Origin of the sequence: Ferrimicrobium sp. (assembly GCF_027319265.1) — a bacterium.
Classification (GTDB): domain Bacteria; phylum Actinomycetota; class Acidimicrobiia; order Acidimicrobiales; family Acidimicrobiaceae; genus Ferrimicrobium.
In genome coordinates this window covers 1-26,356 of sequence record NZ_DAHVNP010000063.1, presented here as the reverse complement: position 1 = coordinate 26,356, position 26,356 = coordinate 1, and the positions used below count along the sequence as shown (strand labels likewise).

At 59.5% G+C, this 26,356-nt stretch carries 19 protein-coding genes and 3 pseudogenes; 18 read left to right on the top strand and 4 right to left on the bottom strand.

The window, feature by feature from the left end; all coding sequences use genetic code 11:
* Nucleotides 1–3: 3 nt before the first annotated feature.
* From M7439_RS09130 to M7439_RS09085, 10 genes are all read left to right on the top strand, one after another.
* Nucleotides 4–1,338, top strand: coding sequence for a dihydroorotase (locus M7439_RS09130; RefSeq protein WP_298347671.1), 1,335 nt, complete (start codon nucleotides 4–6; stop codon nucleotides 1,336–1,338).
* On the top strand, nucleotides 1,331–2,581 hold the full coding sequence (carA, locus tag M7439_RS09125) for a glutamine-hydrolyzing carbamoyl-phosphate synthase small subunit (RefSeq protein WP_298347669.1): 1,251 nt from the start codon (nucleotides 1,331–1,333) through the stop codon (nucleotides 2,579–2,581). Before M7439_RS09130 ends, carA begins: the two co-directional genes overlap by 8 nt.
* Nucleotides 2,574–5,876, top strand: a complete 3,303-nt coding sequence (gene carB / locus M7439_RS09120) for a carbamoyl-phosphate synthase large subunit (protein WP_298347667.1) — start codon at nucleotides 2,574–2,576, stop codon at nucleotides 5,874–5,876. Before carA ends, carB begins: the two co-directional genes overlap by 8 nt.
* The gene (locus M7439_RS09115) at nucleotides 5,873–6,799 is read left to right on the top strand and encodes a dihydroorotate dehydrogenase (RefSeq protein ID WP_298347665.1); all 927 of its coding nucleotides are present in this window, start codon (nucleotides 5,873–5,875) and stop codon (nucleotides 6,797–6,799) included. The genes carB and M7439_RS09115 overlap by 4 nt, the downstream gene beginning before the upstream one ends.
* A gap of 279 nt (nucleotides 6,800–7,078) precedes the next feature.
* A complete protein-coding gene (pyrF, locus tag M7439_RS09110) occupies nucleotides 7,079–7,765 on the top strand; it encodes an orotidine-5'-phosphate decarboxylase (RefSeq protein WP_298347664.1) in 687 nt (228 codons plus the stop codon).
* Nucleotides 7,766–7,836: 71 nt separating this feature from the next.
* The gene (mihF, locus tag M7439_RS09105; RefSeq protein ID WP_298347663.1) at nucleotides 7,837–8,172 is read left to right on the top strand and encodes an integration host factor, actinobacterial type; all 336 of its coding nucleotides are present in this window, start codon (nucleotides 7,837–7,839) and stop codon (nucleotides 8,170–8,172) included.
* An 11-nt stretch (nucleotides 8,173–8,183) separates the two neighbouring features.
* On the top strand, nucleotides 8,184–8,735 hold the full coding sequence (locus tag M7439_RS09100; protein ID WP_308464471.1) for a hypothetical protein: 552 nt from the start codon (nucleotides 8,184–8,186) through the stop codon (nucleotides 8,733–8,735).
* Between the two features lie 538 nt (nucleotides 8,736–9,273).
* Nucleotides 9,274–10,902 (top strand): NAD(P)-binding protein, encoded by a 1,629-nt coding sequence (locus M7439_RS09095; RefSeq protein WP_298347661.1) that lies wholly within the window; start codon nucleotides 9,274–9,276, stop codon nucleotides 10,900–10,902.
* The gene (gene nifJ / locus M7439_RS09090; protein ID WP_366525259.1) at nucleotides 10,899–14,474 is read left to right on the top strand and encodes a pyruvate:ferredoxin (flavodoxin) oxidoreductase; all 3,576 of its coding nucleotides are present in this window, start codon (nucleotides 10,899–10,901) and stop codon (nucleotides 14,472–14,474) included. The genes M7439_RS09095 and nifJ overlap by 4 nt, the downstream gene beginning before the upstream one ends.
* Nucleotides 14,471–15,478 (top strand): dihydroorotate dehydrogenase-like protein, encoded by a 1,008-nt coding sequence (locus tag M7439_RS09085; RefSeq protein WP_298347659.1) that lies wholly within the window; start codon nucleotides 14,471–14,473, stop codon nucleotides 15,476–15,478. Before nifJ ends, M7439_RS09085 begins: the two co-directional genes overlap by 4 nt.
* Nucleotides 15,479–15,558: 80 nt before the next feature.
* Here M7439_RS09085 and M7439_RS09080 read toward each other — a convergent pair whose 3' ends face one another.
* The 3 genes from M7439_RS09080 to M7439_RS09070 form a co-directional block, all read right to left on the bottom strand.
* Nucleotides 15,559–15,720 carry a hypothetical protein gene (locus M7439_RS09080; protein WP_298347657.1) on the bottom strand — a complete coding sequence of 54 codons (162 nt, stop codon included), beginning with the start codon at nucleotides 15,718–15,720 and terminating at the stop codon, nucleotides 15,559–15,561.
* Between the two features lie 310 nt (nucleotides 15,721–16,030).
* Nucleotides 16,031–16,357 carry a hypothetical protein gene (locus M7439_RS09075; RefSeq protein ID WP_298347655.1) on the bottom strand — a complete coding sequence of 109 codons (327 nt, stop codon included), beginning with the start codon at nucleotides 16,355–16,357 and terminating at the stop codon, nucleotides 16,031–16,033.
* Complete coding sequence (locus tag M7439_RS09070; RefSeq protein WP_298347653.1) at nucleotides 16,354–16,755, bottom strand: AbrB/MazE/SpoVT family DNA-binding domain-containing protein; 402 nt, start codon at nucleotides 16,753–16,755, stop codon at nucleotides 16,354–16,356. Before M7439_RS09070 ends, M7439_RS09075 begins: the two co-directional genes overlap by 4 nt.
* A gap of 360 nt (nucleotides 16,756–17,115) precedes the next feature.
* Between M7439_RS09070 and M7439_RS09065 the strand changes: the two are divergent.
* The 8 genes and pseudogenes from M7439_RS09065 to M7439_RS09030 form a co-directional block, all read left to right on the top strand.
* A pseudogene (locus tag M7439_RS09065) lies at nucleotides 17,116–17,634 on the top strand (IS607 family transposase); the annotation flags it as partial.
* 58 nt (nucleotides 17,635–17,692) lie between these two features.
* Nucleotides 17,693–17,767: pseudogene (locus tag M7439_RS09060) on the top strand (IS607 family transposase); the annotation flags it as partial.
* 243 nt (nucleotides 17,768–18,010) lie between these two features.
* A complete protein-coding gene (gene rpoZ, locus M7439_RS09055) occupies nucleotides 18,011–18,295 on the top strand; it encodes a DNA-directed RNA polymerase subunit omega (protein WP_298347651.1) in 285 nt (94 codons plus the stop codon).
* 25 nt (nucleotides 18,296–18,320) lie between these two features.
* A pseudogene (gene coaBC / locus M7439_RS09050) lies at nucleotides 18,321–19,490 on the top strand (bifunctional phosphopantothenoylcysteine decarboxylase/phosphopantothenate--cysteine ligase CoaBC); the annotation flags it as partial.
* A gap of 33 nt (nucleotides 19,491–19,523) precedes the next feature.
* Nucleotides 19,524–20,711, top strand: coding sequence for a methionine adenosyltransferase (gene metK, locus M7439_RS09045; protein ID WP_298347649.1), 1,188 nt, complete (start codon nucleotides 19,524–19,526; stop codon nucleotides 20,709–20,711).
* On the top strand, nucleotides 20,701–22,680 hold the full coding sequence (locus M7439_RS09040) for a hypothetical protein (RefSeq protein ID WP_298347647.1): 1,980 nt from the start codon (nucleotides 20,701–20,703) through the stop codon (nucleotides 22,678–22,680). Before metK ends, M7439_RS09040 begins: the two co-directional genes overlap by 11 nt.
* Nucleotides 22,681–22,806: 126 nt before the next feature.
* The gene (locus M7439_RS09035; RefSeq protein WP_298347646.1) at nucleotides 22,807–24,576 is read left to right on the top strand and encodes an SCO family protein; all 1,770 of its coding nucleotides are present in this window, start codon (nucleotides 22,807–22,809) and stop codon (nucleotides 24,574–24,576) included.
* Between the two features lie 73 nt (nucleotides 24,577–24,649).
* Nucleotides 24,650–25,789 (top strand): hypothetical protein, encoded by a 1,140-nt coding sequence (locus tag M7439_RS09030; RefSeq protein ID WP_298347644.1) that lies wholly within the window; start codon nucleotides 24,650–24,652, stop codon nucleotides 25,787–25,789.
* Between the two features lie 427 nt (nucleotides 25,790–26,216).
* Here the strand turns inward: M7439_RS09030 and M7439_RS13085 are convergent.
* Nucleotides 26,217–26,356 (bottom strand): arginase family protein (locus tag M7439_RS13085; protein ID WP_366525260.1); only part of this gene is annotated, 140 nt, incomplete at its 5' end.

The window sequence follows — 26,356 nt, the reverse complement described above, 5'->3', positions numbered from 1 at the left end:
GGAGTGCAGACGCTCTTCACCGATGGGATCGTTTTTACGGGGCACGAACTTCGAGCGGCTGATGTCCTCGTAGTGGATGACCGTATCGTCGCGATCGGACCAGGCTTGAGTCGAGGTGATGTTGAACGCATTGTCGACTGTGAGCAGCGGGTGCTCGCACCCTCCTTCATCGATCTTCATGCGCATCTACGGCATCCAGGGATGGGTGAGGCTGACGATCCGGCCAGCATCGCCGCTGCCGGGCTTGCCGGTGGCTTTGGTGTGATTGTCGCGATGGCCAACACGGTACCCGCAATCGATTCGCTTCCTCGATGGGAGAAAGCGTTAGCATCCTACGTTGGGCTCCCGGTCGAGGTGGTCCAAGCAGCGGCCGTCACGATGGGCCGTGAGGGTCAGGAGTTGGTGGATTTCGCCGCGCTTGCCCAGGCGGGTGCGGTGGTGTTTAGCGATGATGGATCCGGTATTCAACGCAGTGATGTGATGCGCGATGCATTGGAGGCATCCGCGTCTTGGGATGTCGTCATCGCGCAACACAGCGAGGATGCGCTGTTGGCCTCCGGTGGGTCCGTCAACGATGGGCCTTTCGCCCAGGAGCTAGGGTTGTCCGCGATACCTGAGGTTGCGGAATCGGTGATGGTTGCCCGCGATATCGAACTGCTCAAGGTTATTCCGGGACGATTGCATCTCCAGCACGTGACCTCGCGGGAATCGCTTAACCTCTTCCGGCAGGCCAAACGTGAGGGCCTACGAATCTCGGCCGAGGTGACGCCCCATCATCTCCTGCTCTCTGATCGATACGTGGCATCGGGAGATCCGAACTTCAAGGTCAATCCTCCGCTGCGTTCGGTAGCGACGCAGATGGCGTTGGCCCAAGGGTTGTTGGATGGAACCTTTGATGTGCTCGCAACGGATCATGCCCCCCACCCTCCGTCGCGCAAGGATCTCCCCTTCGCTGATGCGGCCTTTGGCATGCTGGGTCTCGCCGAGGCCATGGCGGCCGCTTGGACGGCGCTTGGGCGTGGTTTTGGGGATGAACAGGTGCGGGTGGAGTTTGGCCACGAGCCTTCTGGGCCATCGTGGAAGGCGCTTGGTCGGTTGTTGGGCTCGCTCACCTCTGGGCCGGGCCAGATTTTAGGTCGCTCAATAGGCTTGGATGCTGGCAAGCCCGCGGATCTGGTAGTGATCGATCCCAATCGAGGGCCAAGGGAGGTCCCGAGTCGGTGGTACCGCTCGCCGAACTCCCCCTACCGTCAGGAGACTCTCATGGGTCGAGTCGATGCGCTTTGGTTGGCGGGTAGGCAGATGGTCGCAGATGGTGAGGTGATTGTCGGTGTCTGAGGGTAAGCGCAACGAGGATGATGCTTCACCGCTCCAGCAGCCCCACCCTGATCTTGGAGCCCAAGACTCCTTGAGGTACGCAGGATCGGAGCGGTTCAAGGGCGAGGATCTGCACACGACACCGGGTTGGCTCGTTCTTAAAGATGGCACACGCTTTCCTGGTGAGTTCGTGCATACCGCTCAGTCCACCCCGGTGGAGCCGGTTACGGCTGAGGTGGTCTTTAATACCGCGATGAGTGGGTACCAAGAGGTGATCAGTGACCCCTCGTACTACGGCCAGATGGTCTGTTTCACGACCGCCCAACTCGGAAACTACGGGGTGACCGCGGCTGATTTCCAGAGTGAGAGGGTCTGGGTGGGGGCGGTGCTTGCGCCGCGCTACACCACCCGCGTCTCGAACTTTGCGGCTGAGCGTTCCCTCCTTGAGGTGCTGGAGCTTGCTGGAGTGCCACTCTTTGTGAACTTCGATGCGCGGGCTCTAGTGCGCCATCTTCGCGATGTGGGTGCGATTCCAGGCCGGTTGACGACCGAGGATCCAGAGGTGGCCTTTGCCCAGGTCCGTGAGGCCGTCGGTACCGACGGCAAAAACCTGGTCGACGAGGTGTCGACGACGTCGGGGTATACCATCGCACCGCTCGCTGGGTCACCAGCTGGGTCGATGGCGCGACTTGTGGTGATCGACTACGGGATCAAGCGAGCGATGTTAGCGAGCTTGCGGGGTCCGTGGGAGATCGTGGTGGTCAACGCGGCTCTTCGCGCGAACCAGATCCGCTCCCTTAATCCCTCGGCGGTGTTTCTCTCCAATGGACCTGGCGATCCAGGTGCACTCGGTGAGAAGGTGGATACCATCGCCGCGCTCTTGGGGGAGGTACCGATTGCCGGGATCTGTCTCGGCCACCAGTTGCTCGGTCTGGCCCTTGGTGCTAGGACCTACAAGCTCAGGTTTGGTCATCACGGTTCTAATCATCCGGTTGCTCGTCTGGGTGATCAAAGCGTTGCGATCACCGCGCAGAACCACAACTATGCCGTCGATGAGGGTTCGCTCGCCGATCTATCGGTGAAGGTGGAGATCACCCATCGCAACCTCTTCGATGGTGTGGTCGAGGGCTTTCGCTGTCCCGAGCTACGGGCGCTCAGTGTCCAGTATCATCCGGAGGCGGCCCCTGGTCCCCTCGAGGAGCGCAGTTATATGGCGTCTGCGATCGCTGGCCTCATCGACGGGGAAGGAAACGCGCATGCCTAGGGTGGCGGGGATTGCATCGGTGTTGGTGATCGGGTCAGGGCCTATCGTGATTGGGCAGGCCAGCGAGTTTGACTACTCCGGCGTGCAGGCCTGTCGGGTGCTCCGCGAGGAGGGCATTCGGGTGATCTTGGCCAACTCCAACCCAGCGACCATTATGACCGATCCTGAGTTCGCGGATGCCACCTACCTTGAACCTCTCACCCTGGACGTCATGATCAAGATCATCGCAAGAGAACGACCCGATGCCTTGCTCCCGACGCTCGGTGGCCAGACCGCACTGAATCTTGCGATGGAGCTTGACGCCAGTGGCACCCTTGCGCGCTATGGCGTGCGGATGATCGGCGCGAAACCGGAGGCGATTCAGGTCGCTGAGAGTCGTGAGGACTTTAAGCAGCTGCTCATCTCGATGGGTTATGAGCAGGCTACCATCAAGGGCGGCATCGCTCGCTCCATGGAGGACGCGAGGGGTATTGTGACCAGCCTCGGTTTCCCGGTGATGCTACGGCCATCCTTTATTCTCGGGGGAGCAGGCACGGGCATTGCTCGCTCCGAGGAGGAGTTCCAGTTGATGATGGAGGCCGGTCTGCAGGCCTCTCCGGTCAACGAGGTGCTCATCGAGGAGTCGATCGCTGGCTGGAAGGAGTTCGAGCTCGAGGTCATGCGCGACGCCCGAGATAACTGTGTGGTCGTCTGCTCGATCGAGAATTTTGACCCGATGGGGGTCCACACTGGGGACTCCATTACGGTGGCACCGATCCAGACGCTGACAGATGCTCAGTACCAGGAGATGCGATCGCTCTCCTTTGCGGTACTCCGTGGGGTGGGTGTCGAGACCGGTGGATCCAATGTCCAGTTCGCGGTCGACCCCGCTACCGGCCGGATGGTCGTGGTGGAGATGAATCCTCGGGTATCGCGCTCCTCGGCCTTGGCCTCGAAGGCGACGGGCTTCCCGATCGCGAAGATCGCAACCAAGCTCGCCCTCGGCTATACCCTGGATGAGATTCGCAACGATATTACGGTGGTGACACCAGCGAGTTTTGAGCCAGCGCTTGACTATGTGGTGGTCAAGATCCCGCGTTGGGTCTTTGAGAAGTTCGAGGGAGTTCCCGAGGTCCTCTCGACGTCGATGCAGTCAGTTGGCGAGGCGATGGCGATCGGCCGTAGTTTTGCTGAGGCGCTACAAAAGGCACTCCGTTCCATTGAGCGCTCGCGGGATGGACTCAACGCCGACGAGGGCGAACGACCCTTTCGGCAGCTGCGTGATGAGGAGCTGCGTGAAGAGTTGGCGATCGCCTCGCCGAGTCGTATCTTCTTGGTCGCCGAGGCGCTCTATCGTGGCGTGGGCATCGATGAGGTGCACGCCACGACACGTATCGACCGTTGGTTTCTGGGTGAGATCGATCGCATCGTTCGCATTCGGCGTTGGTTAGAGGGTCTGTCGGGAGACCTCGCGAACCTCGGTCGTCGCGAGCTGCTCACCGCACGGCGTGCCGGTTTCGGTGATGCACAGCTGGGTTATCTCTTCGGGGTCGACCCATCGCAGGTGCGGTCGCGGCGCCTCAGTCTTGGGTTAGCGACGACGTACCAATCCGTTGACACCTGTGCAGGGGAGTTCGAGGCCCACACGCCCTACTTCTACTCCTCCAATGAGGAGGCGACGGAGGTCACCGGGTTTGGGGTCCCGACGGTGATCATCCTCGGCTCTGGCCCGAATCGGATCGGTCAAGGGATTGAGTTCGACTACTGCTGTGTGCACGCGAGCTTCGCGCTCCAGGAGATGGGGTACCGGACGGTGATGGTGAACTCCAATCCTGAGACAGTCTCGACCGATTATGACACCTCCTCACGGCTCTACATGGAGCCTTTGGCGCTCGAACACGTATTGGACGTCATTGAGACTGAGCGGGCGCAGTCGGATCTACGTGGGGTCTTTGTCGCCTTCGGTGGGCAGACACCTCTCAAACTCGCTCGTCATCTCGATCCGGAGCTCATCCTTGGCACCTCTGGTGCAGCGATCGACCGTGCAGAGGATCGGAACCGGTGGTCAGCGTTATGTGAGTCGTTGGGTATTCTCCAGCCACCCGGAGCTACGGTGACGAACCTTGAGGAGGCACTCGCAGCGGCAGCCAAGGTCGGTTACCCGGTACTCATTCGCCCTTCGTATGTCCTTGGTGGCCGGGCGATGGAGATCGTGGCGAACGAGACTGACCTGCGTCATAGCTTCGCTCGCCTCGCTTCGCTCGCCGATGAGGGCCAGATCTCGCAGTCGCGCCCCGTGCTCATCGACCGGTTCCTCGAGGATGCGATCGAGGTGGATGTCGACGCTGTGCGCGACAGCACGGGAGAGGTGCTTATCGGTGGCATCATGGAGCACGTTGAGGAGGCCGGCATCCACTCTGGTGACTCCGCCTGCGTACTACCACCGGTGACGCTAAGCCCGACAGTGTTGGCGCGGGTTGAGGAGATCATACGGGCGGTCGCCAATGAGCTAGAGGTCGTCGGTCTCATCAATATGCAGTTTGGCATCAAGGATGAGACGGTCTATGTGATCGAAGCCAATCCGCGTGCCTCTCGCACCGTTCCCTTCGTCGCCAAGGCCACCGGCATCCCCTTGGCCAAGATTGCGGCGCGGGTGATGGTGGGAGAGACCCTTGCCCGGCTGCGGGATAGTGGGGTTCCGACCAGTCGACGCGGTTCGCATTACTCGGTCAAGGAGGCGGTCCTTCCCTTCCATCGTTTCCCGGGGGCCGATTCGTTGCTGGGTCCCGAGATGCGATCGACCGGTGAGGTGATGGGGGTTGATACGACCTTTGAGCTCGCTTTTGCAAAATCACAGATCGCCGCCGGTACCGTGCTCCCCCATGACGGTATGGTTTTCTTGTCCCTCGCCAATCGGGACAAGGCGAGTGGCTTAGCCCTGGCTCGACAGCTCGTTGATCTTGGTTTTACACTCGCTGCGACCTATGGCACGGCAGGCTTTCTTCGAAGCAACCAGGTCCCGATCGAGATCCTTGTTGACAAGGTACACGAGGAACGGGTCAAAGATATCGGCACCGCTCGGGACGGCTCTGTTGACGCCGTTTGGCTGTTGAACTCGAGACAGGTCGTCTTGGTCATCAACACACCGGAGGGTTCGGGGCCGAGAGTTGATGGCCAGCGTATACGAGCGAGCGCGCAACGCCTCCGGGTCCCCTGTATCACGACGATGTCAGCTGCGCTAGCGGCCCTCGGTGGGATTCGTGCGCTACGGGCCTCTGGGTACGCGGTGGCGCCAATTCAGGAGTATCACGGGTGACCGACGCGGTTGACCTTGGTGTCACCCTCGGTACACAACGCCTGCGGAACCCTATTATGACGGCGGCGGGTACCGCTGGCTATGGGGTTGAGTTCTCCAACGTCATCGATCTCAGTGTGCTTGGTGCCCATGTGGTCAAGTCGCTCGCTATCTTTGCTCACGCGGGTAACCCGAGACCACGACTCGCACCCCTGCCAGGTGGCATGTTGAACGCGGTGGGATTGCCAGGTCCTGGTGTTCAGGGTTGGTTGCGCGAGTACTACCCTCCGCTGCTCCGGTCAGGTGCGAACTTCGGGGTGAGTATTTGGGGGAGGACCATCGACGAGTATGTCGAGGCGCTCGAGGTGTTGCTCGCGGGAGCCCCAGAGGTCGCCTTTGTCGAGCTCAACATCTCCTGTCCGAACACTGAAGCAGGTGATCGGCTGTTTGCTCATGATGCCAAGGCAACCACGGCTATCGTTCGTCGATGCCGGCGGGTCTGCACGCAGGATCTCTTTGTCAAGCTCTCTCCCAATACCGAGCACGTGGTCGAGGTCGCAACCGCGGCGATAGAGGCCGGGGCGAGCGGTCTCGTCGCCATCAACACCGTCTTTGGGCAGTGGTTGCGAGGTGGGGAACCTGTGCTCGGTACGCGCCGCGGTGGCGGTCTCTCTGGCTCGCAAATTCACGGAATCGCTTTGCGTATTGTTGCTGACCTACGAGCCCACTTCCCTGATATTCCTATTGTTGGGGTAGGCGGTATTAGTACCGTGGATACTGTTATTAGCATGCTGGCGGTAGGGGCGGATGCTGTGCAAATCGGGACGGCCAACTTCGTCGACCCTCGCCGCCCGCAATTGCTTGTTGAGGAGCTAGCGGCTAGGCTGAGAAGCATCGGCAGTGACTCCCTTCGCGAATATCTGATGGATCTCCGAAACTCATAGCTGCTTCGTTCCGCCTGTTGGGCAAGCGGTCTGGCAGATGATCTCGGGTGTGTCGGTGTTGCGAGGGGACTCAATGGTGAGTGGGGCATCTTGTGAGATGGAGTGTCTCGTACCAGGCACTGTGAGCTGGAGTCGTCTTGTGCCAGCGGTGCTCGATGTGGCTCATGGAGAAGGCGGTTGACACTGGGAGGGCGTCGATCGTCTTGGCGGTACATGACGTTCGTAGGTGGTACATGACGTTCGTAGGTAGGGTGGCGAGAGGAAGTAATGGGAGAAGCAATGCATGCACCAACGCGAGAACGCTTTGCGTTAGCATTAGATCGTGATGACGCCGTCGCGGCGCTTCGATTGGCAAGTGGCCTTCGAGAGTATTTTGCGATTGCAAAGGTGGGTCTGGAACTTTTCACGGCAGCCGGGCCTTCAGTGGTTTTTGCACTGAGGGAGGCAGGGTTCAGGGTCTTTATCGACCTTAAGCTCCACGATATTCCTACGACGGTGTATCGTAGTGCTCGTGTCTTAGGATCACTTGGACCGGCTTTTGTTACCATGCACGCCGTTGGCGGTGTAGAGATGCTGCGCATGGGCGTCCAGGGGTTGATGGAGGGTGCCACTAATGCAGGCGAGGATATGCCCATTGCCCTGGCGGTAACGGTCTTAACCTCTGAGCCGACCGAGGAGGAGGGCCGGCTTGAGACGCGCATCTCAACGGCGCTCGCGGCAGGCGTCCAGGGGTACGTTGCTGGTGCAGAGGATCTCAGCGTGACAAAGAGAGTTGCACCGAGGATGATCTCGATGGTCCCTGGTATTCGTGCAGAGGGTGGTCCGGCTCACGATCAGGCACGCTCGGCCACCGTTAAGGAGGCCTTCGCAGCGGGGGCCGACTATCTCGTCATCGGGAGGATGATCACGGAGGCAGCGGATCCGATCGCGGTCGCAGCGTCCCTTCTGGCAGGGCTCGAAGGGTGAGAAACCTGGGTTTTTTCTGTTTTCTTGTCAAAACGGTCCCTTTCGGCCCTGGTGTCTGCTAATTTGCGGTTATGCCATTGCCACCACAGTTGACACCAGAACAGAGGGCCGCAGCACTTGCAAAGGGTGCTGAGGTGAGAAGGGCCCGCGCCGAGGTGAAGGAACGCCTGAAGTTGGGGAGCTTGCCGCTAGCGGACTTGCTCGCCGATGCTGAGAACGATGAGGTCGTCGGGAGGATGAAGGTGCTTTCAGTGCTCGAGTCACTTCCAGGGATCGGTAAGGTCAAAGCCCGCCGGATTATGGAAGAGATCGGCATCGCCGAGACTCGACGTGTCCAGGGGCTAGGAGCGGTGCAGCGCAAGCGTCTCATTGAGGAGACCAAACGCAAGCCTCCCGTCGAGGAGTAGGATCAGGGCCACTGATCGTCGTCCTCTGTGGGCCCGGAGGGGTCGGTAAGGGGACGGTCGCAGGCGAGGTGGTCAAACGACTTCCGGTACTGTCACTCTCCCGGTCGTGGACGACCAGGGAGGCTAGGCCCGGTGAGTCGGTTGATGCCTATACGTTCGTGAATCGCGAGCAGTTCTTAGCGGCTGCTCGCGATGGGTTCTTTCTGGAGTGGGAGGAGTTCAACGGGAATCTCTATGGGACTCCACGTGCCTCTCCTCGTCCTGGAAGCGTGCTCCTGTTGGAGATTGATGCCAAGGGTGCGCGTACGGTTCGACGCCTCTCGCCCACTGCGTTGATTATCGGCCTTGAACCACCTTCCTTGGCGACGTTGGGTGAACGGATGGCCCAACGAGGCGATGATACCCGCCATATCGAGCGTCGACTCGCTATCGCCGCCGACGAGATGCGTGTCGCGCGAGACGTTGCCGATTGGATAATCGTCAACAACGACCTTCCAGAGACGGTCGATTCGGTGGTGGAGAGGATCGAAGACTGGTTGGCGACGAGGACGCGTGGTGAGTGAGAAGATTGTGTGGTGGCACCATATCCCTCGATGGAGCTGCGCGAGCGATCGCTAGAAGGTTCCTCGTCCCCGTTCCACTTCCTTTGTGGGGAGAGTGTTCTTTTTCGAGCCGCTGGTTCGACTCGGTAATCGCCCGCGGCGTACAAGTTCCGATACATAGCTGACCGGGCGTGCACTACTGCGTTCCCAACGTCACGTAGTATCGCAACCGGTTGCAAGGATAGCCAAAGCCTCAGCCCTGTGCATGCTTGACGCATGGGCGATGCGCTCGCGACCGCCCTATTCCTTGGTCCGTAAGCGCCGTGCCAGATGAACAGCTCTGCATGCGTGCACCATCGATCAACTGCTAATTTCCGCGGGCCCTGCTTGCTTCGATAGTATTGGGAGTATTGCAGCGAGGAAGGTAGACCATGGAGTGTGAGAAGCGAGTGGGGCGTGGACAGCAACGACGGTCGAATCAGGGGTCATGGTGTGCTGTTCGCAACGTCATCATCTGGAGAACGGTCAGAGGGGATGCTCGTAAGGAGCTGGGGAACCGATGACCCTGCCTGACATCACTCCGTTACCCGACTTGTTGCGCGGACGATCGCTCACCGGACCAAGCCGTTCGAGGAGGCCAATCTATCTCGATCTGCTACCACCTTGCAATGTCGCCTGTCCCGCTGGGGAGAACGTGCAATCGTGGCTTGCTCATGTCGACGCTGGTCAATTCGAACAGGCATGGCGCCAGCTCGTCCTCGATAACCCGTTTCCATCAATCCATGGCAGGGTCTGCTACCACCCGTGCGAGAGCAGTTGTAATCGGGTAGAGCTCGACAGTGCAATCTCGATTCATGCGTTAGAGCGATTTCTTGGTGACAGCGCTTTGGATCATGGTTGGGAGTTTGAACGTCCCAGCGAGCATACTGGTAAGCGTGTTCTGGTCATCGGTGCGGGACCGAGTGGCCTCTCTGCCGCCTACCACCTGGCACGACGTGGCCATGAGGTCGAGATTCATGACGCCGGTTCGGAGCCTGGTGGGATGATGCGCTATGGCATTCCCGCCTATCGGCTCCCCAGGGAGGTACTCACTGGAGAGCTGGAGCGCATAGCTTCCCTTGGCGTCCGAATCATCGGAGACCACAGAGTCGTCGACCTAGAGGAGGAGCGTCGCGAGGGCGGTTTCGACGCGGTATTTGTGGCGATTGGTGCACACCTCTCCAAGCGGGTGGATATACCAGCCCGCGACGCTGGTCGCATCCTTGACGCGGTCTCGTTCTTAGAGGATGTTGCTGCGGGTGAGTCTCCAGTGATAGGGAGGAGAGTCGCTGTCTACGGTGCTGGCAATACCGCTATGGATGTGGCCCGAACCGCCCGACGGCTTGGAGCGGATGAGGCGATGATTGTCTATCGCCAAACCCGTGCGCAGATGCCAGCGCATGAAGAAGAGGCCACCGACGCCGAACAGGAAGGGGTGCGAATTAACTGGTTGCGGACGATTACCGCCTTCGATGCTCCCGAACTCACCGTCGAGGTGATGGAGATCGATGAACAGGGAGTTCCACATCCGACCGGCCGTTTTGAGCATCTTGCGACGGACACCCTGATCCTGGCGCTGGGCCAAGAGACCGAGAGTGGTTTCTTGCGTTCGATTCCAGGGGTGGAGTTTAGTGCCGACGGAACCGTGAAGGTCTCCGACTCGATGATGACCGGTCACCCGGGGATATTCGCCGGTGGCGATGCTGTCCCTGCTGAACGTACGGTGACGGTAGGAGTTGGACATGGCAAGAAGGCGGCACGACACATCGATGCGTGGCTCGCACATCGACATGATGTGGACCAACCCAAGCCACAGACCGCCACCTTTGATACCCTCCATCTCTGGTACTTCGGTGCTACACAGCGCCGCACCCAGGCCGAGCTTGCGCCGGATGAGCGGGTCGTCGACTTCGCTGAGGTTGTGGCGGGGCTATCGGCAGAGGAGGCGACCTATGAAGCTGCTCGTTGTCTCTCCTGCGGGAACTGCTTTGAATGCGATGGCTGCTTAGGGGCCTGCCCGGAGGATGCGGTGATCAAACTTGGGGTGGGTCAGCGCTACCGTTTTGACTACGACCGTTGTACCGGCTGCGGGAGCTGCTTCGAGCAGTGCCCGGTTCACGCTATTGAGATGATTCCTGAGGTGCGGTGATGCGAGTAACGGTAGATGGGAACGAGGCTGCGGTCTTCGTAGCCTATCGGCTCAATGAGATTTGCTGCATTTACCCGATCACCCCGGCCTCACCGATGGCGGAGCTTGCTGATCAGTGGTCGAGTAGAGACGTGAAGAATGTCTGGGGCAGTGTTCCCACGGTGATCGAGATGCAAAGTGAGGCCGGCGCTGCCGGTGCGATGCACGGGTCCCTGCAGGGTGGTGCGCTGTCGACGACATTCACGGCATCACAGGGACTCCTGCTGATGATCCCGAACATGTACAAGATCGCTGGCGAGTTGACCTCAACGGTGTTCCATGTCGCTGCACGTTCAATCGCTGCGCAGGCGTTATCGATATTCGGCGACCATTCCGATGTCATGGCGGTGCGCCAAACGGGCTTTGCCATGCTCTCCTCCGCCACCGTGCAGGAGGCGCACGATCTAGCGGTCATCGCGCAACGAGCCACCCTAGAGGCTCGTGTCCCCTTCGTCCACTTTTTTGATGGCTTCAGGGTCTCGCACGAACTCAATACCATCGAGACCCTCTCGGATGAGGATCTTAAGGCTCTGGTTCCGGTTGAACTCATCCGAGCGCATAGGTCCCGGTCGATGTCGCCTGAAAACCCCTTCATCCGAGGTACGTCACAGAACCCCGATGTCTACTTCCAAGCACGTGAGGCGGTGAATCCGTACTACGCCGCGACGCCTGGGATCGTTGCAGCCGCGATGGACCACTTTGCCGAGAGGACCGGTAGGCGTTACCGCTTGGTTGAGTACGTGGGACACCCTGAGGCTGAACGTGTGGTGGTCGCTATGGGCTCGGGTGCGGTGACCCTTCGTGAGACGGTGACCAACCTATGTGCCAACGGCGAGCGGGTGGGAGTTCTCACCATACGTCTCTATCGGCCGTTCCCTGCCGAGGATATTGTCCAGGCGCTGCCAGCTAGCGTTCGAAGCATCGCGGTCCTCGATAGAACGAAGGAGCCAGGGTCCTTCGGCGAACCGCTCTTTCTCGATCTCCTCGGCGCGATCGCGGAAGCCCACCAGTGCGGTGAGGTTGGTGTCATGCCGTTGGTGATCGGCGGGAGATATGGTCTCTCCTCCAAGGAGTTTACCCCGGCAATGGCGGCCGGTATCTTCGCCGAACTCGCCCGTGATGAACCAAGACGGCGCTTCACGGTTGGCATCAACGATGATGTCACTGGAACCAGTATCCCCTACGACGCATCGTTTGATATTGAGCCAGCGGACACCGTGCGAGCAGTGTTCTTCGGTCTTGGCTCCGACGGTACGGTTGGGGCCAACAAGAATACGATCAAGATTATCGGGTCTGAGCCCGATATGTTTGCCCAGGGCTATTTCGTCTACGATTCTAAGAAGTCGGGTTCCGAGACGGTATCGCACCTACGTTTCGGGAATCATCCCATCCATGCCCCTTATCTGATCACCGAGGCTAGCTTCATCGGATGCCATCGTTTCGAGTTCCTATCGCACCCGGAGGTACTCAACATCGCTGGGCATGGTGCGACGCTGTTGCTGAACTCGCCCTACCCGCCAGACAGGGTGTGGCAGATGCTGTCTCGGCAGGTGCAGAAGCAATTGATCACCAAGCATATCCAGCTTTTTGTGATCGATGCGGGTCGCATTGCCACGGAGGTGGGACTCGGTGGTCGGGTCAACACCGTACTGCAGACGTGTTTTTTTATGTTGTCGGGTGTGATGGACAGAGAGCGGGGTATCGAGCAGGTCAAAGCCTTCATACGCAAGAGCTATGCGCGACGTGGAGAGCGGGTGGTCGAGGCCAACCTTGCGGGGGTAGAACGCGCCCAGCAGGAGCTCAAGAGCGTCCATATTCCCGAGGAGGTGAGTTCTACCAGCGAGGTAGCGCCCCGTGTCCCTGCGAGTGCACCGGAGTTCGTGAGGAATGTCGTCGCCAAGATGATGGCTGGGGGCGGTGACGAGTTGCCGGTGAGCGCGATGCCTGCGGATGGTACCTGGCCCAGCGGTACCGCCGCCTTTGAGAAGCGCAACGTCTCTGATATCATCGCCGACTGGGATCCCGAAACCTGTATTCAGTGCGGGAACTGTAGTTTTGTGTGCCCGCACAGTGTGATTCGGTCGAAGTACTACTCGACATCCCGGCTTGTGGATGCACCGGTCGGATTCAAGACGGCTCCGTTGAGGGCGAAAGGTTTGCCAAGAACCTCCTACACGCTTCAGGTGTACGCAGAGGACTGTACTGGGTGCGGACTCTGCGTTGAGGCTTGTCCGGTTACGGTCCCAGGTGGACAGGGCCGACGAGCCATCAATCCAGCCCCCAGGGGTGAGGAGATGGAGTCGGTGCGGAGCGCGGTGGCGTTTTTCGAGTCGCTCCCGCCCATGAAGCGATCCAGGATTGACTTTGGTACTGTCCGTGGTACGCAGTTTCTCGAGCCGCTATTCGAGTTCTCTGGAGCGTGTGCGGGTTGTGGTGAGACCCCCTATTTGAAGCTGCTCTCGCAGCTCTTTGGTGAGCGAGCCGTCATCGCCAATGCGACTGGTTGCTCCTCGATCTACGGTGGCAACTTGCCAACCACACCGTGGACGAAGGATTCCACCGGCCACGGGCCAGCCTGGTCAAATTCACTTTTCGAGGACAACGCCGAGTTTGGACTAGGTTTTCGCCTGGCCGCTGACCAGCACACCGAGCTCGCCAGAGAGCGCGTTGGCACGCTGCGCAATGAGCTGGGGGCCGATCTGGTAGATGCGATCCTCCAAGCCCCCCAGCGGACAGAGTCAGAGCTCCAGGAACAGCGCGAGCGTCTCGATGAACTCAAACGTCGCCTTGCACAACTCGATACCCCGGTCGCGCGTGATCTCTCGAGTGTTGTCGATCACCTCCGAAGGCGGAGTGTATGGATTGTTGGTGGGGACGGTTGGGCGTACGACATCGGTTCTGGTGGTGTCGACCACATCCTGGCCTCCGGTCGTGACGTCAACATCCTTGTTCTCGATACAGAGGTCTACTCGAACACCGGCGGGCAGATGTCAAAAGCGACACCTCTTGGGGCCGTAGCGAAATTTGCGGCGGCGGGGAAGACATCAGAGAAGAAAGACCTTGCGTTGCAGGCCATGGCCTATGGAAGTGTCTATGTTGCCAGGGTGGCGATTGGAGCGGATCCGCAGCAGACGTTGCAGGCGTTTCGCGAAGCAGAGGCGTATGAGGGACCATCGTTGGTGATTGCCTACAGTCACTGTATCGCCCATGGGATCGACATGAGCAAGGGTTTGGACCAGCAGTATCGGGCTGTTGCCAGTGGCTACTGGCCCTTGGTGCGTTACGATCCGATTCTGCGCGCTGTTGGTGAAAACCCATTTCTGCTGGATTCGCCGCGACCTCGCTTGGCGTTCTCCGAGTACGCACAGCGAGAGCTCCGCTACTCGATGCTTGCCTCTTCGGATCCTAGCGAAGCGGCTCGTCTGGCTAGGTTGGCCCAAGAGGCGGTCGACCAACGGTGGGCAACCTACGAAGAGATGGCAACGCGCCCGGCCCATCGCTTCCCAATGGATGGGCGCAGGGACCGAGTATGAATGTATCGACCACCTACATGGGTATTGACCTGAAGAATCCCATTGTCGCCTCGGCATCGTCGTTGACCTACACCCTCGACGGGGTGCGACGTCTCTCCATGGGAGGCGTCGGTGCGATTGTCATGCACTCACTGTTCGAGGAGGAGTTGCTTGCCGATGCAGAGCAACGAGCTCGACTCCTGGAGGTCGGATCCGAGAGCTTCGCTGAATCGTTATCCTACTTTCCTGATCCGTTGCCATCCAAGAAGGCTACGCACTATCTCCGGTTACTCGAACAGGCTGTGACCACGGCTGAGGTGCCGGTGATCGCGAGTCTCAACGGCGCGACACCTGGCGGTTGGACCGCGCATGCCCGAGAGATTGAGGACGCTGGTGCGGCGGCGATTGAGCTCAACATCCATATGGTGCCTGTTGGTCCAGGTATCGATGGACGCAGAGTCGAGGACCTCCATGTCGAGATCCTCCAGCAGGTGAAGGCCGCGGTGCGCGTGCCCGTTGCGGTGAAGTTGAGCCCCTTCTTTAGCTCCGTTGCGGAGATGGCATCCCGTCTCGATGAGGCTGGCGCCGATGCGGTGGTGCTTTTTAGCCGGTTCCCGCATCCTCGGATCGACCCCGAGGCACTGGAGGTGATTCCTAGCGTTGATCTCTCAAATCCTGTCGAGTCTCGTCTTCCACAGACCTGGGTGGCGCTGTTGCATGGACATCTCCAGGCTGCCATCGGAGCGAGTGGCGGGGTCGAGGGGGTTGAGGACGTCGTGAGCTATCTTCTTGCCGGTGCTGATGTGGTGATGACCACCTCAGCGCTCCTTCGTCATGGGCCAGCGTATGCCGAGAGTCTCGCGGAGGGGCTTACACTATGGATGGCCCGGAAGGGGTTTGTGGCACTTGATCAGGTTCGGGGCCTACTCGCGGTTTCCCAGGGCAACGATGCCGCCACATGGCAACGGGCACAGTACGTGGATACCCTTCGCGTCGCCAATGCGAATTGGCAAGGCCCTTGGTGATGTCGCAATAGGGGCACACGGTCGTGGTCTTGCGTCGCATACGTGAATAGCGTCACTGCCTTCTCCGACCTCGAATGACCTCATGGCCCCTTGTCGGCATCCGTGAGAAGCTGCTGATCGTGTGAGGGCCGGCTAGTGATAACCGTAACGGGATCTTCGGAAAGAAGCGCTTGGGCGACATCAGAGGCGACGAGGAATCGGTAGCTGGTTGCGAGGGTGGTTGGTTGGAGCGGGACCTTCATTTCAGGGCGACCCGGTATGTTCTGCTGTACACTTTTCCTCACCACAGGAAGGCAATTGTTTTCAGGCGATCTTGCTGAGGTGAACTTGCTCACCCCACCGCGGTGGCGTTGCGAAGAACGGTACGCAAGACGCAGCCGGTAGGAACCGGCCAGATCGAGGCCAATAACCGTGAGATCTCTTGGGGACGCCTTCTCTTGCGAGGATGGAGTTGCGATAGTACAGGTGAAGCTTCGCTCTGTGGTGCTTGTCCGGGCAGGCCCATGGGCGAGGTGGATCGCGACTACCATACAACCCTCTGGTTTGCTCCTTTTACGGTTGATGGAAGATCCTGTGACTCCCTAGTCTTCGCCAACGTACTGCGGGTACCGCCTCACCCTTAGCGTCTTGCAAGGTTATCCATTGCCAGGTTGCCCGACCATCTGGACCGCTAAAGCTCCACGTCATCTCGAAGACACCCGGAGCGTTCACGACGGGCTTGACGCGCAGGTTGGCTGGCCACGTAGCCAGACCCTTAGTCTCGACGAATCGTTCACAGGCTATGTTAAACTGGCGAGCCGCATCGCGAAATAGCTGGCGTTCTTGTTCGGAGAGTCGCCGATAGTCGGCCTTGAACGGATCGGTTCTCTCGAATCTCACGAGTCAAGTTCGCCCAGCAGTTCGTCGATGCCGTCCGCGTCAGTGACATGCCCGGAGGCGATGGCTTCGTCGGCCTCGCGTTCTAGCTGCTGCCAACGCTCGGACCAGAACCACGCCTGGTCCATTGGCACTGCGAGGTGTGGACGAAGAACGATCTCTCCGTCGCGCTCGATCACCTCGACCTGTGCACCTGCCTGGTCCAAGCCTAAGCGGCGCCGGATCGCTGGTGGAATTGCGATTACCCCCCGACTCTGGACCACGATAAAAGTCTTCTCTTTAGCCACATTGACAGCATAGCAGTAATGCCGCATTATTTGCCAGTTGTAGATACCCGAGTCAAGCCACGGGAATCGGATTGCCCAACCGTGAAAAGTTTTGAGAGCAACCGCGAGCTTCATTGCTCAAGCGTTCCGTGATGTTTGTGTGATGTTCAATTTCCCCGGGATCTCTGTCTATGGATCGTGCTTGCGTCAATGCTGTGCTTAGGCCTCATCGGTTGCGCTGTGTTTGGCATCGATCTTCCCGGCCAACTCGGTGCCGTATACGAGAGTCGCCTCCATCAGTTCTCGGCACAATCCGAAAACCGCTGCCACTCATGTGATGCGTGTCGCCACAGGAAGGGCATCGCCTGCCAAACCCTTCATGACCTGCCATATTTCGGGAATACTGATGGCATAGGCAAGGCGAGGGGCAGTTTCATCGCGAAAGCTCATCAGGGTTCCAACAGTTGTCGTAGAGATACACCATAATGATAAGTAATGAACCTGCGTGATTGGGCACTGTCCCAGGGTATACATCCACAAACCGCATATAGATGGTATCGGACAGAGAAGTCGCCTGTCCCAGCACCCAAGGTTGGCCAGCTCATCCTGGTTGGAGATTTAGCATCGGAAGATCCAAAACATGGATCGTCGGTTATCTATGTGCGAGTATCCTCCTCTGACCAGAAACCAGACCTAGACAGACAAGTGGCACGAGTACTAGCTTTCGCTACCGAACATGGTTATTCGGTGGACCGCGTAGTAACCGAAGTTGGCTCCGCTCTCAATGGACATGGACGCAAGGTTTTGTCACTATTGAGTGATCCAGAAGTGGAAAACATTCTGGTTGAGCACCGAGATCGCCTCTGTCGGTTTGGAGCCGACTTCATAGAGGCCGCGCTTGCGGCCCAGTCAAGGAACTTGGTTGTGGTAGACTCAGCCGAGGTAGACAACGACCTTGTCCGCGATGTCACAGAGTTACTCACATCGTTGTGTATCCGACTACATGGACCTAGGGATCACCTTGGCGGGCGATGTAGAGTCACAGCCGTCTATATCCAAGTCTGCCGTTATATCTGCGCGAGTGTCTTCCGCGGATCAGAAACAAGACCTAGACCGTCAGGTAGCCAGAGTCCTTGCCTGGGCAACAAATCACGGGTACTGAGACCGAGGGGCCGCGTGCGAAGAGACCTCAAGCTCTGTCCATTAGTGGGCAGATGTTTTAGCACAGAGATGATTAGCACAGAGGTGAATCCATTGCAGACGACTAGAATAGCGGTCGTGGTAGGCCGGTATTTGCTGGTGTGTCACGGAGCGTCCGCCCCGGTTGCAGAGTTCTACATCATACAGAGCTCTACGACAGACAGAGTTCTACAACATTGAGGAGCCAACTATGGAACGTTCAAGATCGATGCTTATGCCACCGATCGAGGTCCTTCTTGAGGAGACAGGATCAAAATTTATCCTCGTCTCCCTTGCAGCCAAGCGAGCGCGCCAGATCAATGAGTACCGTAGTCGGCTCGGCGATGGCCTTGGAACGTTGATCCCACCGCAGATGGAGTCAGATGCTGCGAAGTCACTCTCCCTGGCCTTCGATGAGATCGCCGCTGGCAAGATTGTCCCAGAATTTCCTGAGGAAGTAGTCGAGGAGCCGATCGACGACGACGAACCAGAGTAATACCCGAAGCCCCCGTGTCGTCGTTCTCATCACCGGGGGTGTCGCGGCGTTCAAGTCACTTGAGGTCATTCGCACGCTGATCGACTCGGGTTACGAAGTGGAGACGGTCCTCACTGAGGCTGCGGAGCAGTTTGTCGGGGTTCAAGCCGTCGCCGCTACGGCCCATAGGCCCCCCTACCGTGTGATGTTTGGGGCCTCACCATCCCCGCACACCGAGTTAGCCGAGTGGGCTGACCTTGTGGTGGTGGTGCCAGCCACCGCTGATTTCCTGGCCAAGATGGCCAATGGTTTTGGGGATGATCTTGCTTCGACACTGATCCTTGCTTTTGATGGCCCGGTCGTGCTCGCACCAGCGATGCATTCAGCGATGTGGGAAGCCAAGGCGACCCAACGCAATATCGCCACCTTGATCGCAGATGGCGTGCATGTCATCGGACCGACACAGGGCCGACTCGCTGGTGGTGACGTCGGTGTTGGGCGTCTCGTCGATCCCTCGTGGGTTGTCGAGGCAGTCCGATACTGGCTCAAGCCAACCGCGAAGTCGTTGTCGGGTTGGCGGGTGACGGTATCGGTTGGCGGTACCCGCGAGCCGATTGACGCTGTCCGCTACGTCGGCAATCGCTCGAGCGGACGTCAGGGGTATGCGCTCGCCAAAGTGGCAGCCGTCGCCGGTGCATCGGTGCGCTGTGTCGCCACCGTGGATCCGCCGATGCCGCCCGATCTGATCGAGGTGATCCGGGTTGAGAGCGCCGAGGAGATGTTGGCGGCCATGCGCAGCGCGCAGTCGGAGGCTGACCTGTTGATCATGAGTGCTGCTGTCGCTGATTATCGGATCGCAGAGCCCTTCGCTGGTAAGGTCAAGCGGGCCGATCGGGATCGGCTGGAGTTATCGTTGACTCCGAACCCGGATATCTTGGCTGAGCTTGTCGCCCATCGTACCAAAGGGCAGCTCATTGTCGGATTCGCGGCTGAGGTTGAGAGGCTTGAGGAGAGCGTGGCTCATAAACTTGCCACCAAGGGTGTCGACCTCATGGTGGGCAACAATGTGGCTGTTCCAGGGTCGGAGTTTGGTTCTACGACCAATGCGGTCTATCTCCTCGATCGTCTGGGGCGTTCCCAACACCTCCCTCTCGCCAAAAAGACGGAGATCGCGAGTGCTATCCTCACGGCGATTGCCGCACTGACTGAGGTCTAGACTGGGTGCAGATTTGCAACTGTTGGGAGCATTATGCGTTCATACCTATTCACTTCGGAGTCCGTGACTGAGGGGCACCCCGATAAAATGGCCGATCAGATCTCTGACGCCATTCTCGATGAGATACTCACCCAGGACCCGGTCTCTCGTGTCGCCTGCGAGACACTCCTTACCACCGGTCTCGTCGTCGTAGCGGGGGAGATCACTACCGAGGGTTATGTGGACATCCCGAAGATCGTGCGTCGCACGATCTGTGATATCGGTTATGACAACGAGACCTATGGTTTTGACGGCAACACCTGTGGCGTGGTGGTCTCTCTCGACGAACAGTCGCGTGACATCGCTAACGGTGTGCTGACGGCCTACGAGCGGCGGGCCGGTCAGGGTGATCCACTCTCGTCACTCGGTGCTGGTGACCAGGGGATGATGTTTGGGTTCGCCTGTGATGAGACCCCTGATCTGATGCCGTTGCCGATCTGGATTGCTCACCGCCTCGCACAGCGATTGACGGAGGTGCGACGCGCGGGACTGTTGCCGTACCTGCGTCCAGATGGTAAGACTCAGGTCACGGTCGAGTACGAGGGTTATCGTCCGGTCCGTATCGATAAGGTGCTCATCTCTACGCAGCATCAGGCGGGTATCGACCTAGAGACGTTACTCAAGCCAGACTTGACCTCCATCGTCATCGAACCAATGCTCCCTCGCGGTATCGACGTAGACGGCATGGAGGTGCTGACGAACCCCACCGGCCGGTTCGAGATCGGTGGGCCCCATGCGGATACTGGTCTGACCGGTCGCAAGATCATCGTCGATACCTATGGTGGGGCTGCAAGGCACGGCGGAGGGGCCTTCTCGGGGAAGGATCCCTCAAAGGTCGATCGATCAGCTGCCTATGCAGCCCGTTGGGTTGCCAAACATGTGGTCGCCTCCGGAGCGGCGAGTCGTTGTGAGGTCCAGATCGCTTATGCGATCGGTGTTGCCCACCCGGTCTCCATTATGGTCGACACCTTTGGCACTGAGGTCGTTGACCCCGCCAAGATCGAGACAGCGATCCGCACGATCTTCGACCTTCGCCCTGCCGCCATTATTGAGGCGCTTGATCTTCGTCGTCCCATCTATCGACGTACTGCCGCCTATGGACACTTTGGTCGCACCTCGGCTGGTTTTACCTGGGAGGAGACCTCGCGATTGGATGCCTTCAAGGCGGAGCTTGGCCTCTAGCGTCGTTGAAGTCGTCGTCGAGATTGTCGGGCGGCCGGGACCGTACCGCTACCGCTGGCCGACGCAACTCGGCACCCCCCAGCTTGGTGATGAGGTCATCGTCGAACTGCAGACTAGGCGCATTGTCGCATGGGTGGTTGCCATCACCGTCGATGACACCACGGCGGAGCTCAAGGAGGTCCTGCGGCGTCGGCGTCCAAGTGTCAGTCGCCGCGTCTTTGAACTAGCCCTGCTGGCATCGCGGTGGTATGTCTGCTCACCGGTCTATTTTCTTCGTAAGTCGAGGAGTCGCCGGATACGAGATGCAGCCTCCGTGATTGCGGTGTTGAACGAGCGCTACGCCGATGGGGTGGGGGATCCAATCGACGTCTCTCAAGAGGGTGCTCCGGGTCGTGGCATCTCGGCTGATGGCGGCAGGAGTGCTAGCGACTTCGCCAGCTGCACCAGTGCTAACGGTACCCGTTCCAACGCCAACAGCGCCGACACTCCAGGTGGAGAAGGCGAGGGGGATGACGAGGCACCGTTGTGGTATGGTGCCCTCGGTGAGCTACTCCCCTGGCCGGTCACGTTAGCCCCTATTGATCTCCTTTGGCACGCGATTGGGGTCAGTTCGGTTGAGGCGGCACTGACCTATGTGCGCGCGCATGCGGGGGCCAACGGCATCATTGTGTGCCCGACGCAGCGCCAACGCGAACGGATGTTGCTGGCGCTGATGCAAGAGGGCCATAACGCTGGCGATGTGGAGACTGACTGGTCCAAGATCGCGTTGGGGGAGATCGAGGTTGTGGTGGGGAGCCGTTTTGCCGCCTTCGCGCCGTTGGACCCGGTCGACTATCTCGTCGTTCTCGATCCTGTCGACCCAAACATGCGAGAACAGTCGTCTCCGTATGCTGGTGGTCTCGAGGTCACCCGACTACGAGGGGCTCTCGAGGGGATCCGAGTGACGGTCATCACTGCCGCTCCACCGTTGGCAGTGGCGGCCAGCGCGAAGGTCTATCGCGAACCGTTTCGGATTGAGGCCCAACGGTGGCCGAGATTCGATATCGTACGGACGGCGGAGCTCGATCCGGGTCGCGGCGTGGTCGGTGCGATCATCGATCGAGGTCTGGGGCGCGACCCGTCGCGGCGTCTAGCGGTGATCGTGCCGAGTGCTGGCTGGCGTGGCTGGCTTCGTTGTCAGAGTTGTCAGACACTCCAGCGCTGTCCAACGTGCCACATCCCCCTTGCACCACTGCCTCTCGAGGTAGAACGTCCGGGGGTGAGTGAACGCCTCGCGTTGGTGCGACACGGCATGGTTGTCGATGCGATGCGGTGTCCAAGTTGTCAGGATCGCTTTCCGCTGCGCTGTCTTCAGTGCGCAAGTCGGAAGGTAGCGATGAGTTCGCTCTCGGCGGAGCGGGTGCGCGCGTTGCTGGCTGGCGCTACCAACGTCGCGGTGGAGGTGATCACTGGCGATGGGGATCCCTCACCGACATGGAAGATCGTCGTTGGTGGCTATGGTCTGCTCGACCGCATTGAAAAGAGTGACGTGGTTGCACTCCTCAACGTTGAGTCTTTCTATGGTGTCTCCTCGCTGGAGGGCCTCGCTCTTGCACTCTACTATTGCAATCGTGGTGCGGCGCTCGCCGATCATCTCCTTCTCTTCACCGATGGCGCCGACGATGATCTCCTTGGCGGTCTCACCGCACGCAATCTTCGACCGCTCTATAAGCGGGAACTGGCGTCACGCCAACGTTTGGGGTTGCCCCCATCGAGGTCCATCGCACGGTTGAGCGGGCTACGGGCCCGCCAGCTTGTGGATGCACAACCGCGTGAACTGTTCGAGGGTATTGAGGTGATCATCGAGTCTGATTCGAGTTGTCTTTTCGTTGCTGATAAGGCTATTGACCTGCATGAACGGCTGGCCAAGGGCAACTGGCCAAGCGATAGCCGCAGCTGCCGCTTCCGCTTCGACCCGTTGGAGTTGTGAGAAAACTGAAGGTTTTCGGTATACAGATGGCGGCATCGTCGAGTTCGAGGTTCTTGGTTACTGGGATGAGTACGGTAGAATCGGAGGAGTCGCGGCTCGCGCCGTGGATGCATAAAGGAGTAAAAGATGCCTGGGATGGGGAATCCGAGCCTTGGCTCATTTGGGCTAGCGGCTCCGTTCTATCACCGTGTCGCGTTGGAGGCACTGTTGCTGGCGGTGGTCGCCTTTGTCTTGATTGCCGCGCGTTTCCTGCTCTATGGTACCGCGTTTCGTAGCACGCCGGCACTCGCGGTGCGAGGTGGAGATGAGGCCGGTGTCGCTGTGCGGGTTCGGGAGCCGCGTGCACGTGCCGTCTTGCGTTATGGTTTTGGCGCACTCTGGATTCTCGATGGGCTGCTGCAGCTGCAGAGTGCGATGCCTTCGTCGATGATCTCCCAGGTGGTAACGCCAACCCAGGTGGGTCAACCCCATTGGCTGGTGACCCTCATGGGGTGGGGGACCGACGCTTGGATTCGTCACCCTATCTGGTCGGCCTCAGGGGTGATCTGGCTGCAGATCGCGATTGGGCTCTGGCTTGTACTGGGGCGAGAGGGCTGGTTCGCTCGCCTTGGCTATGTCTTGGCAGCCGGATGGGGCCTCTTTGTCTGGGTTTTTGGGGAGGCGATGGGGCAGACCTTTGGTCACGGTGGCTCCTGGCTCTTTGGCGCTCCTGGTGGAGTCTTGTTCTATGCCGTTGGGGCGCTCATCCTGCTCGCGCCCTATGCCTGGTGGCAGCGGGACAAGCTCCCCCGTTGGGTGCTCGCTGGTATCGGTCTCATGTTGATCGCTTTTGGGGTTCAGGAGGCGTTGCCTGGTCGAGGCTTTTGGAGTTTCCAGATCCCTGACATGGTCAAGTCGATGGCGGCCGTTCCCCAGCCCGCCATCATCGCCGGGAGTCTACGAGGATTCCATCGGCTGTTGGGCGCTCATGGGAGCGAAGTCCTCAACGGCCTGACGGTGGCGATACTCGTCATGGTTGGTATCTCGTTGATCTTACGACGGGGTCTCCGAGTAAGCGTCCCCGTCTTTGCCGTCTTTTCCGTCTTGGTCTGGTGGTTCGTTCAAGATCTCGGTTTCCTTGGAGGTACCGGCACTGATCCCAACTCGATGATCCCCGAGTTGCTCCTGGTGGTTGCGATGGTGATGGGGCTCTCCTCTGCGGAGGTGCCCGAGCATGCGCCAGTGCATCTGTGGCCAGAGACGCTGGGTCAGGCGGGCCGACTCTTTGGCATGTGGGTCGTCGTCCTCGCCGCCGTGGGCTTGGTGCCGCTTGGTTTCTCGGCAGCCGATACCAGCTACTCGATCGAGGCGGCGCTAGCGACCTCTGGTGCGCCTTTTCAGATCGATCGGCCGGCGGCACCCTTTACACTGCTTGACCAGTCGGGTACTCCGGTCTCATCGTCGCAGTTTAAGGGTAAGACGTTGATCGTGACCTTCTTGGATCCGGTCTGTACCGACACCTGTCCTCTCATCGCCTCTGAACTGCGGCAGGCTGATGAACAGCTCACGCCGGCTGAGCGAGCCAACACGGACGTAATCGCTGTCGCGGCTAATCCAATCTTTCACTCGGTGAGTGCAGTGCATCTGTTCACCGACCGCGAAGGCATGGCATCCTTGCCGAACTGGTACTTCTTGACCAGTCCATCGCTCAAAAGCTTGGCTGCTGTTTGGCAGAGCTATGGTGTGGGACTCTCGGTGCCCCAAAATGGGGTGATGGTGGTCCACCCTGACCTGGTCTACATCGTGGATCGTGCGGGAGTCGAGCGGTGGATGATTCCGGCAGATCCCTCCGATACCAATGCGATCCAGTCGAGTTTTGCCTCATTGGTGGATTCACTCGTGAAGGGAGTGCAGTGAAGGATCTCCAAGCCCCAGGCGCGCCTCCTGCTACTGGAAGTCCATGCCGTGCATGGAGGGTGAGCGTCGCCTGGTGAAGATTCGACCACTTACGAAGTTGGCCCTCTCTCTGGGGGTAGGGAGTCTTGTCCTGGCAGCGTGTGGCAGCTCGTCGGTTGCGGTGAGCGCTCATCGTGGACCGCAATCACTCGCTGCGAACTATGCCACGGTGCTCGAATCACCATCGGGTAACCTCTTTACTGAGGCGCAGGCCTACCAGCACGGGCAAGTCCTTGAGGCAAAAAGTGGCGTTCTCCGCCTGATGACGCCGCAGGGAGTCTCTACCCGCGGTGGAGTGAGCCTCGCGCTGACCCCAGGTGGGAGAACCAGCTGGGCGGCGGTGATGGCTCACCTTGAGCTCTATGTGAGCCCGATCTATGTCGGGCCCATCGATGACTGGCACGCCGCTGAGCTTCCCACGGCGGTGGCGCCCTTCCCCGGATCGATCCTTCCTGTCGATGGCAACAATGCCATGGCGATCGTTGGTTCGAAGGCGCATGGGGCTGGTAATCAGGAACTCGTCAGAATTAGCGCGACGGGTTCGGTGACGCAGATGCTGGCCACGAATCCCACCCTTTTGCACCTTGGGGCCACGGTGCACTGTGGAGCTCCCGTGTACGAGAGCCTTACGGGCTCCTTCTCAAATCCAACGCTGCTCGCGGCGTGTCGCTCCGGTTCGGAGGTCGCGTTCGTCTCCCCGTTGACGAGAAGTATCGTCGCCGAGCGTCCCCCAAAGGGGTACCGATACCTTGGATTCTCCGCAGTGGGGGACCTTACTAACGGAACCGAATCGGTGGCGGCAGCGGTGCTCGCCCCCGTTGGGGGTGGCGCCGATGAGGTCAGTCTGGTCGGATCGCCTGCTGGGGCGCCGATGGCCAAGCTTCATGGACGACCCATCGCCTCTCCCTCCTTTGCGGTCTCTGCGAGTGGCGACTGGGTGCTGGTTCCCTTGGCGGGCGGGAAGAGTCAAGTCATCGAGTACTCGCCAACCGGAGCCCTCCTCGCCGACCGAAGCGGACCAAAGGAGGGTCAGGGAATTGGGATCTCCAGTGGTGGTCATGCTCTCGTCGTTGCGGCTAATCCAAATGACACCACGATCACGCTCTGGCGTGATGGAACGCGCGGATTTGTCAAGAGTGGCTCGCTCTCGATTCCAGAGGGTGTGAACGGCTAAGCGAGACTGCTAGGGCTCGAGCGTGGCGGCGTCGCTTGATCCTGGCTGGATCTGGCTTCGTCTGTATCGGCGTCCCCGGCACCGTGACCTCTCGGCGTCGAGTGACTCACCCGGCACCAACCACGATCGTTGCTTCGACCATCGTGCGTGCGTGAGCAAGCTTTACCGACTCACGCGCTGGTCGCGCCCGCCCAGGCGACGTCGGCTGTGATATGGCCCAGTTTGTTGTGCGCTGGTGGACCCAGGCACCCATGGTTGTAGGATCGCCTTGCTCTAGAAGATGACGACCCCTATGCTACGACAAGTTGAGATGATCATCGGTCTCCGAGGCGACCCGATGAACGAAAAGTGATCGTGAGCCGGTGACGCCCGTTTCAAGAGCGCGAAGGACTGAGAGAGCTATGCCCGAGATCCCAGTCCAGAACTGCTAGACCATGGTTGCGGTCATGAGTCCGATCATGGTGTAGATGATGTGACTGGCTGCGATCGCGGTGATCTCAGCGTGGTCGTAACTCGGTGAGACCTCAACGAGGTCGGCACCGACGAGGTTGATACCCCGAAGTTGGC

Bases quoted from the DNA above. Each gene is read 5' to 3' on its own strand.
- carB (WP_298347667.1), top strand. From the start codon at position 2,574: ATGCCTAGGGTGGCGGGGATTGCATCGGTGTTGGTGATCGGGTCAGGG.
- pyrF (WP_298347664.1), top strand. From the start codon at position 7,079: ATGCATGCACCAACGCGAGAACGCTTTGCGTTAGCATTAGATCGTGAT.
- mihF (WP_298347663.1), top strand. From the start codon at position 7,837: ATGCCATTGCCACCACAGTTGACACCAGAACAGAGGGCCGCAGCACTT.
- M7439_RS09095 (WP_298347661.1), top strand. From the start codon at position 9,274: ATGACCCTGCCTGACATCACTCCGTTACCCGACTTGTTGCGCGGACGA.
- M7439_RS09085 (WP_298347659.1), top strand. From the start codon at position 14,471: ATGAATGTATCGACCACCTACATGGGTATTGACCTGAAGAATCCCATT.
- M7439_RS09080 (WP_298347657.1), bottom strand. From the start codon at position 15,720: ATGAAGGTCCCGCTCCAACCAACCACCCTCGCAACCAGCTACCGATTC.
- M7439_RS09070 (WP_298347653.1), bottom strand. From the start codon at position 16,755: ATGAAGCTCGCGGTTGCTCTCAAAACTTTTCACGGTTGGGCAATCCGA.
- rpoZ (WP_298347651.1), top strand. From the start codon at position 18,011: ATGGAACGTTCAAGATCGATGCTTATGCCACCGATCGAGGTCCTTCTT.
- metK (WP_298347649.1), top strand. From the start codon at position 19,524: ATGCGTTCATACCTATTCACTTCGGAGTCCGTGACTGAGGGGCACCCC.
- M7439_RS09035 (WP_298347646.1), top strand. From the start codon at position 22,807: ATGCCTGGGATGGGGAATCCGAGCCTTGGCTCATTTGGGCTAGCGGCT.